Below are 7,681 nucleotides of genomic sequence, written 5' to 3' on the forward strand. Positions count from 1 at the left end.
AACTTACTTTTATTGTTTCAATTTTTGCTAAAGCGTCTACTTCTTTCTTCTTTTCTGAAGCAACAACTTGTTCTGGTGCGCCTGCAACAAAACGCTCGTTAGATAATTTCTTTTGAACAGATTTTAAGAACCCTTCTGTGTAATTCAACTCTTCAGTAAGTTTATTAATTTCTGCTTCGATGTCTATACTACCTTCCATAGGAATAAAGTACTCATTGGATTTTACACGATACGTTAAAGCACCTTCAACAGGTTCCGTTACGTAATTGAAACTCTCAAGATTACCAAGTTTTGAAACCACTTCATCAAAAGTTGATATAACATTTTCATTATTTACAACTGAAAATCCAATTGCATCTTTAAAAGCAATATTCTTTTGTTTTCTAATATTTCTAATTCCAGAAATAACTTCTGAAGCAAAATCGAATTCAGAAATTAAAGTTTCATTAATCGCTTTGGCTTCTGGCCATTTAGAAATAATTAATGCCTCTTCCGGAGAACGCTCTTTAATATAATGCCAGATCTCTTCTGTTAAGAATGGCATAAATGGGTGTAAGATCTTTAGAATATCTTCGAATACTGCATTTATGCTTTCTAGTGTCTTCGCATCAATTGGTTGCTGATATGCAGGCTTTACAATTTCTAATAACCATGATGCAAAATCGTCCCAAATCAATTTGTAGGTTGCCATAAGCGCATCACTTAATCTGTATTTACTGAAATGATCTTCAATTTCTAAAATCGTTTTTTGAAACTTAGACTCAAACCATTCAATTGCAATTTTGCTTGAGTTTGGTTGGTTAATAGTGTCATCAACTTCCCAACCTTGCACCAATCTAAAGGCATTCCAAATCTTGTTTGCAAACTGCTTTCCTTGTTGGCATAAATCCTCATCGAACATTAAGTCATTACCAGCAGCAGAACTTAACAATAAGCCTACTCTAACTCCATCTGCTCCATAATTTTCTATTAATTTCAAAGCGTCTGGAGAATTACCAAGAGACTTAGACATTTTACGACGTTGCTTATCTCTTACTAATCCTGTAAGATATACATTTTCAAAAGGCTTTTCGTCTTTATATTCATAACCTGCAATAATCATTCTAGCAACCCAAAAGAATAAAATATCTGGTCCTGTTACCAAATCATTCGTAGGGTAATAATATTTGATTTCTTCATTTTCAGGATTACGAATACCATCAAATACGCTCATTGGCCATAACCAAGATGAGAACCATGTATCTAAGGCATCAGAATCTTGATTTAAGCCATTTGCTGTTAGATCTTGGTCGTTAGCTGCCACTCTTGCGAGTTTAACAGCTTCTTCAATCGTTTCAGCAACTACAAAATCTTCTTTTCCATCTCCATAGAAATAGGCAGGGATTTGTTGTCCCCAAAGTAACTGACGAGAGATATTCCAATCGCGAATATTCTCCATCCAATGGCGATAAGTGTTTTCAAATTTCTTTGGAAATAGTTTTACATCTCCAGTTTTTAAAACGGCATCAATTGCTGGTTTAGCTAAATCTTCCATCTTTAAGAACCATTGGTCACTTAAACGCGGTTCAATAACTGCTTTGGTACGTTCAGAAGTTCCTACTTTGTTAATGTGGTTTTCGGTTTTCACTAAAATACCAGCCGCATCCAACTCTTTTACTATAGCTTTCCTCGCCACAAAACGATCTAGACCTTCGTAATGCATTCCGAAACTATTCAAACTAGCATTATCATTAAAAATATCAACAACCTCGAGTTGATGCTTATCTCCTAATACTTTATCATTTTCATCATGAGCTGGTGTTACTTTTAAACACCCTGTTCCGAATTCAATGTCTACATACTCATCTTCTATAATAGGAATCACACGTCCACAGATAGGAACAATTGCTTTCTTTCCCTTTAAATGTGTAAAGCGCTCATCTGTTGGGTTAATGCAAATCGCAGTATCACCAAAAATAGTTTCAGGACGTGTAGTTGCAATAGTTAATTTTTCATCACTACCTTCAACTTGGTATTCTAAATAATAAAGTAAACCTTGTTTTTCAACATGGATTACTTCTTCATCAGATAAAGTCGTTTTGGCTTCAGGATCCCAATTAACCATGCGATAACCTCTATAAATTAAGCCTTTGTTGTATAAATCTACAAAGGTTTTAATTACAGCTTCGCTCATATCATCATCCATCGTAAACTTAGTACGATCCCAATCGCAAGAGCAACCTAATTTCTTTAATTGCTCAAGGATAACTCCACCATATTCTTCTGTCCATTCCCATGCATGCTCTAAAAACTCTTCACGTGTTAAATCATTTTTATCAATGCCTTGCTCCTTTAATTTGGCTACAACTTTTGCTTCCGTAGCAATAGATGCGTGATCTGTACCTGGAACCCAACATGCATTTTTACCCAACAAACGTGCACGACGAATCAACACATCTTGTATCGTATTGTTAAGCATGTGTCCCATGTGTAATATTCCTGTCACATTTGGTGGAGGAATAACAATAGTATAAGGTTCTCTTTCGTCTGGTGTAGAATGAAAATAATTATGCTTCATCCAGTAGTCGTACCACTTGTTTTCTACTGATAATGCATTATATTTTGATGGGATTTCCATATTTTGGTATTGTTTTTGCTAAATAACTTACAAAAGTACTTATATTTCTTTTTTTGAAAAATTATTAGGTAACTAATATGGGTGTGAAACTCTAATTTCTGTTAAATACAGTGCATTATATCTAATTAATTTTGAGAAGAATAAAAAAGTGAGTAGTTTTGATAGTATCAATTTAAATATAAAATGATGAAAAATTTAATAGCAATTTTATTTATAGGACTTATTAGTCTTGGTTCTTATGCTCAAGAAAAAGTAGCTAAGATTGAATTTAAGACTAACATAATTGATTACGGTACCATTGAAAAAGGTGCTGATGGTGTTAGAATTTTTGAATTTACAAATACTGGTGACGCACCTCTAATTATTACTAACGCAAAGTCCACCTGTGGTTGTACAGTGCCAAAATGGCCTAAAAACCCAATAATGCCAGGAGAGTCTGGTGAGATTGCAGTAAAATATGACACTAAACGAGTTAACCCAATTAGAAAGACCATCACTGTTTTTTCTAATGCAGAAACTCCAACAGTTGCATTAAAAATTAAAGGTTTAATTATTGACCCAAATAAAACAAGTGTTTTAGAAAAGAAAGAGAAAAGTATGATTGAACAATAGACTTCAATCTCAATAAAATTAATTAATGAGCTCTCAATTTGAGGGCTCATTAATTTTAAAGGCATCATCTAACTTAAATTTAAAAAATAATTCTACTCCTTTGCGTTCTATTTTTAGGCGAATAGATTTCCCTGTTTTGCCGTGAAGTATTTTATTTATTCCTGCTAGTTCATAATCATGTACAGGTTTACCATTTATGTTAATTAACACATCCCCTTTTTTTAATCCAACAGCATAGGCATTAGAAGATGGTCTAATTTCTACAATTTTATACGCTGGTTGCAATGACATTATATAATTAATAGAAAAATCTATTTGAACAGCTTGAGAATTATTATTATTCCTGTTGTAATTCCCTTTATTAGGAACCCTAATTTGTTCTTTTACAAACCTTACTCCATTATGCTCAATAACAATTCCACTATTATTATATGTAAATGACTCTCTAAAAAAACTATTCTTTTTTAGGTATAACTTTTCGTTTGTATAATCAAAAAAAAGATTGAAACGTTTTAAAATACTCCCACCTAAACTGCCTTTTCTTTCCTTATAAACTTTAGCAACATTAATCGATGTAGAATCTGGAAATGCTACATTTACATTCTTCAAATTAAAATCACTAATTTCAAAGTTTTTCACCTTAGAACGTTTTCCATATACTGAACCACTTAATCCTTTTCCTAGATAATCAGTAAAAAACAAATCCTTATAAGGTGCTAAGCCAGTTTTTTTATCTTCAAATAGCCATAAAGCATCACTACTACCTGTATCAATAAGTAATTTTACAAGTTTTTCATTTTCACTGATGATAACTTTTGCATCTAAATAAGGCTTTTTACTATGTATAGTAATGGGTATGGCCTTCCACTTTTTAGAGGTTTTAGGTTTATATCTATTTGGGTTATACAATCTAATATACTTAGAATTATAATTGATTTCTACCACATAGTTTTTAAATACATCATAGCCAATAATACCATTGACAGAAATACCAAGTCTTGGAGTAAAATTTATTGTTTCATCAAAGACAACGAATAAATCTTGATTGATACTTACAGCATCTCCTATCCTAAACTTATTATGGCTAGATTTTAAGGCTTCTATTTTCCCATCACCACCTAAACCGTGAAGGTAAAAAGATTTGGTGTTTTTTAAATCTAAGGAATCGCGTTCAGTTAAATTAAATAAAATAGGATTACTAACTCCTGTATCTAATATAAAGGATAATGTGACATTGTTTATTTCTATGGGAATGATGATTAAATTACTGATAAGTTGAAAATTTATTTTTTCACCTACATCATCTTTTAAAAAAAATCCTTCCTGAGCATTTGAAAGCCAACAATTTACAGCTATAATCAGCACGAAAGTATATTTAGTAAAAGCTTTCAAAGGTTTAAACATTTCAAATCAAGTTACAAATCTTTATCTTATGTAATATTTTAAACGTTAATTTTTAAATAAACTTTAAGAAATTTCAGAACTTAGCACTTTAAAACTAACTTATGCCAACGATATCAAAAAAGGGTATAAATATGCCAGAGTCACCAATTAGAAAATTGGTGCCCTATGCAGAAGAAGCCCATAAACAAGGAAAAACCGTTTTCTATCTTAATATTGGTCAGCCAGATATTAAAACTCCAACAGTTGCTTTAGATGCTGTAAAATCTCATTCTCTAGACATTTTAGCATATTCTCGCTCTGAAGGTTCAGAGAACTATAGAATTAAAATTGCTGAATACTATAAACGTAATGATATACAAGTTACACACAACGATATTATTGTTACTACAGGTGGTAGTGAAGCCCTTCTATTTGCTTTTGGAAGTATAATGGATGAAGATGATGAGATTATAATTCCTGAACCATTTTATGCGAATTATAATGGCTTTTCAACCGCTTCTGGTGTCAATGTAGTTCCTGTAATTTCAAAAATTGAAGATAATTTTGCACTACCTCCAATAGAAGAGTTTGAAAAATTAATCACACCAAAGACTAAGGCTATTTTAATTTGCAATCCAGGAAACCCAACTGGTTATTTATATTCTAAAGAAGAAATAAAAAAACTGGCTTCGATTGTAAAAAAACACGATCTCTTCTTAATCGCGGATGAAGTTTACAGAGAGTTTGTTTACGATGGAATTTCACATTATTCAATTCTACAGGAAGCGGGATTAGAAGATCATGCAATTGTAATTGATTCTGTTTCTAAGCGCTACAGTATGTGTGGAGCACGAATAGGATATTTGGTTTCAAAAAACAAAGACGTTATTAAAACGGCTCTAAAGTTTGCTCAAGCAAGATTAAGTCCTCCTACTCTAGCCCAAATTGCTAGTGAAGCGGCATTGCAAACACCTCAAAGTTATTTTGATGATGTCATAGATGAATATGTAAAACGTAGAAACACTCTAATTGAAGAGTTGGAAAAAATCGAAGGTGTTAAAGTCGCTAAACCCAATGGTGCTTTTTATTGTATTGCAGAATTACCAGTGAAAAATTCTGATGATTTTGCACGTTGGTTATTAGAATCATTCGATTATAATAATAGTACTATCATGGTTGCACCTGCTGCAGGTTTTTACTCAACACCAGGTGTTGGATTAAACCAAATACGTATTGCTTATGTTCTAAATGAAGAGAGTTTAAAAACTTCAGTAAAAATATTGGCTGAAGCACTAAAAGCTTATAAAGACTGATGACAACGACCAAGAATGTTTCATTAAAATCGTTTAACACCTTTGGTATTGATGCTAAAGCAGATTCGTTCTGCAACATCACTTCTATAGAAATGCTTCACACGGTTTTAAAAAAACAACATTCTAATCCATTATTTATTTTAGGTGGAGGTAGCAATATGTTGTTAACTCAAGATATTAAAGCTTTAGTACTATACATAAATCTAAAAGGTATTGAAGTAATTAGTGAAACAGATGACTCAGTAGTAATTAAAGCTATGGCAGGCGAAAACTGGCATGAATTTGTCCTTTGGTGTTTGAACAACAATTATGGTGGTATTGAAAACATGTCCCTAATTCCCGGGAATATTGGTACAGCACCAATCCAGAATATTGGAGCTTATGGTGTAGAACTTAAAGATGTTTTTGTGAGTTGCGAAGCTACAAATATTAAAAACCAAACCACAGAAACGTTTACCAAATCCGATTGTAAATTCGGTTACAGAGAATCTATTTTTAAACAAGACATAAAAGGACAATATATAATTACAAGTGTAAATCTTGAATTAACCAAAGCCAATCATAAATTGCAAACAGGTTATGGAGCTATTATAAGTGAATTAGAAACCTCTAATATTGATAATCCTACAATTCAAGATATATCAAACGCCGTAACCACAATAAGACAAAGTAAATTACCTGATCCAAAAGAAATTGGCAATAGTGGTAGTTTCTTTAAAAACCCTATTATTTCTACTGAACAATTCAATAAATTACGAGAGAATTTTCCAGAGGTATCTTCTTATAAAATTTCAGATACAGAAGTTAAAATACCAGCTGGTTGGTTAATTGAAAAAGCAGGTTTTAAAGGCAAACGTTTTAAAGATTATGGAGTACACAATAAACAGGCCTTAGTTCTGGTTAATTATGGCAATGCAAGTGGTAAAGACGTTTTTGAATTAGCAAAACTGATACAAAAAACCGTAAAGCGTATTTTCAATGTTGATATTGAGACTGAAGTAAATATTATCTAAAAACAAAAGCCGTAATATATATTACGACTTTTGAATTTAGAATAATTTTTGATAATGCTATTAATCAATCTCTTTTGGTAGAAAAAATTATTCTAACATTATATGCTAGTGACCTAATAAGGTCTATTTAATTATATTTACGTTTACAAATCCATTTTAGATGTTCTAAACATCAGAAAAACAAGATTTTAACATTTTGAGCATAACACCTATAGAAAAAAGAATAATCGACTTACTCCAAAAAGGAGATAAGCGTGCATTAAATTTACTTTACGAAAACTATTCTAATAGTCTTTATGGTGTAATCTTAAAAATTACAATCAACGAAGAAATTGCGCAAGACGCACTTCAAGAAACCTTCATTAAAGTCTGGAAAAATGCTTCAAAATACGACTCAAGTAAGGCCAAACTTTTTACTTGGTTGTTCCGTATTGCAAGAAATACGGCGATAGATAAACTTAGAAGTTTTAATAATCGTTACAAAAAAGAAGTCCAAATTGATACTTCCAACGTATATATCTTACCAACATCAAATTTTAACCAAGATGTTATGGATATAAAAGAACATGTTGGGAGACTAGAAGAAAAGTATCAAATAGTGTTAAACGCCTTATTTTTTCAAGGGATGACACAACAAGAAGCGAGTGACGAATTAGAAATTCCGCTCGGTACGATTAAATCTAGATTAAAAATTGGATTACGAGAACTGAAGAAAGTTTATAATCCATAAAATAGTTTAATAT

General features: G+C 31.8%; 6 protein-coding genes. 4 read left to right on the top strand and 2 right to left on the bottom strand.

Annotated elements, in window-relative coordinates:
• On the bottom strand, window positions 1-2,617 hold a 2,617-nt coding region (locus QZZ53_RS01535), incomplete at its 3' end, for a valine--tRNA ligase (RefSeq protein ID WP_296380719.1).
• A gap of 186 nt (window positions 2,618-2,803) precedes the next feature.
• Between QZZ53_RS01535 and QZZ53_RS01540 the strand changes: the two genes are divergently transcribed.
• Entirely contained in the window at window positions 2,804-3,229 is a 426-nt protein-coding gene (locus QZZ53_RS01540; RefSeq protein ID WP_296380722.1) for a DUF1573 domain-containing protein, read from the top strand.
• Window positions 3,230-3,262: 33 nt separating this feature from the next.
• Here the strand turns inward: QZZ53_RS01540 and QZZ53_RS01545 are convergent, their stop codons facing one another.
• A complete protein-coding gene (locus tag QZZ53_RS01545) occupies window positions 3,263-4,633 on the bottom strand; it encodes an aspartyl protease family protein (RefSeq protein WP_296380724.1) in 1,371 nt (456 codons plus the stop codon).
• A gap of 101 nt (window positions 4,634-4,734) precedes the next feature.
• On the opposite strand from QZZ53_RS01545, the gene QZZ53_RS01550 reads away from it, so the two are divergent.
• From QZZ53_RS01550 to QZZ53_RS01560, 3 genes are all read left to right on the top strand, one after another.
• Entirely contained in the window at window positions 4,735-5,925 is a 1,191-nt protein-coding gene (locus QZZ53_RS01550) for a pyridoxal phosphate-dependent aminotransferase (protein WP_296380726.1), read from the top strand.
• The gene (gene murB, locus QZZ53_RS01555) at window positions 5,925-6,938 is read left to right on the top strand and encodes a UDP-N-acetylmuramate dehydrogenase (RefSeq protein WP_296380729.1); all 1,014 of its coding nucleotides are present in this window, start codon (window positions 5,925-5,927) and stop codon (window positions 6,936-6,938) included. The genes QZZ53_RS01550 and murB overlap by 1 nt, the downstream gene beginning before the upstream one ends.
• A 196-nt stretch (window positions 6,939-7,134) precedes the next feature.
• Window positions 7,135-7,668: a sigma-70 family RNA polymerase sigma factor gene (locus QZZ53_RS01560; RefSeq protein WP_296380731.1), complete on the top strand. Its 534-nt coding sequence runs from the start codon at window positions 7,135-7,137 to the stop codon at window positions 7,666-7,668.
• Window positions 7,669-7,681 lie beyond the last annotated feature (13 nt).

The sequence above is a fragment of the Winogradskyella sp. genome, from assembly GCF_016744625.1.
In the GTDB taxonomy this organism is placed as follows: Bacteria; Bacteroidota; Bacteroidia; order Flavobacteriales; family Flavobacteriaceae; genus Winogradskyella.

Coding starts and splice junctions, on each gene's coding strand:
- QZZ53_RS01540 (WP_296380722.1), top strand. CDS start 2,804: ATGAAAAATTTAATAGCAATTTTATTTATAGGACTTATTAGTCTTGGT.
- QZZ53_RS01545 (WP_296380724.1), bottom strand. CDS start 4,633: ATGTTTAAACCTTTGAAAGCTTTTACTAAATATACTTTCGTGCTGATT.
- QZZ53_RS01550 (WP_296380726.1), top strand. CDS start 4,735: ATGCCAACGATATCAAAAAAGGGTATAAATATGCCAGAGTCACCAATT.
- murB (WP_296380729.1), top strand. CDS start 5,925: ATGACAACGACCAAGAATGTTTCATTAAAATCGTTTAACACCTTTGGT.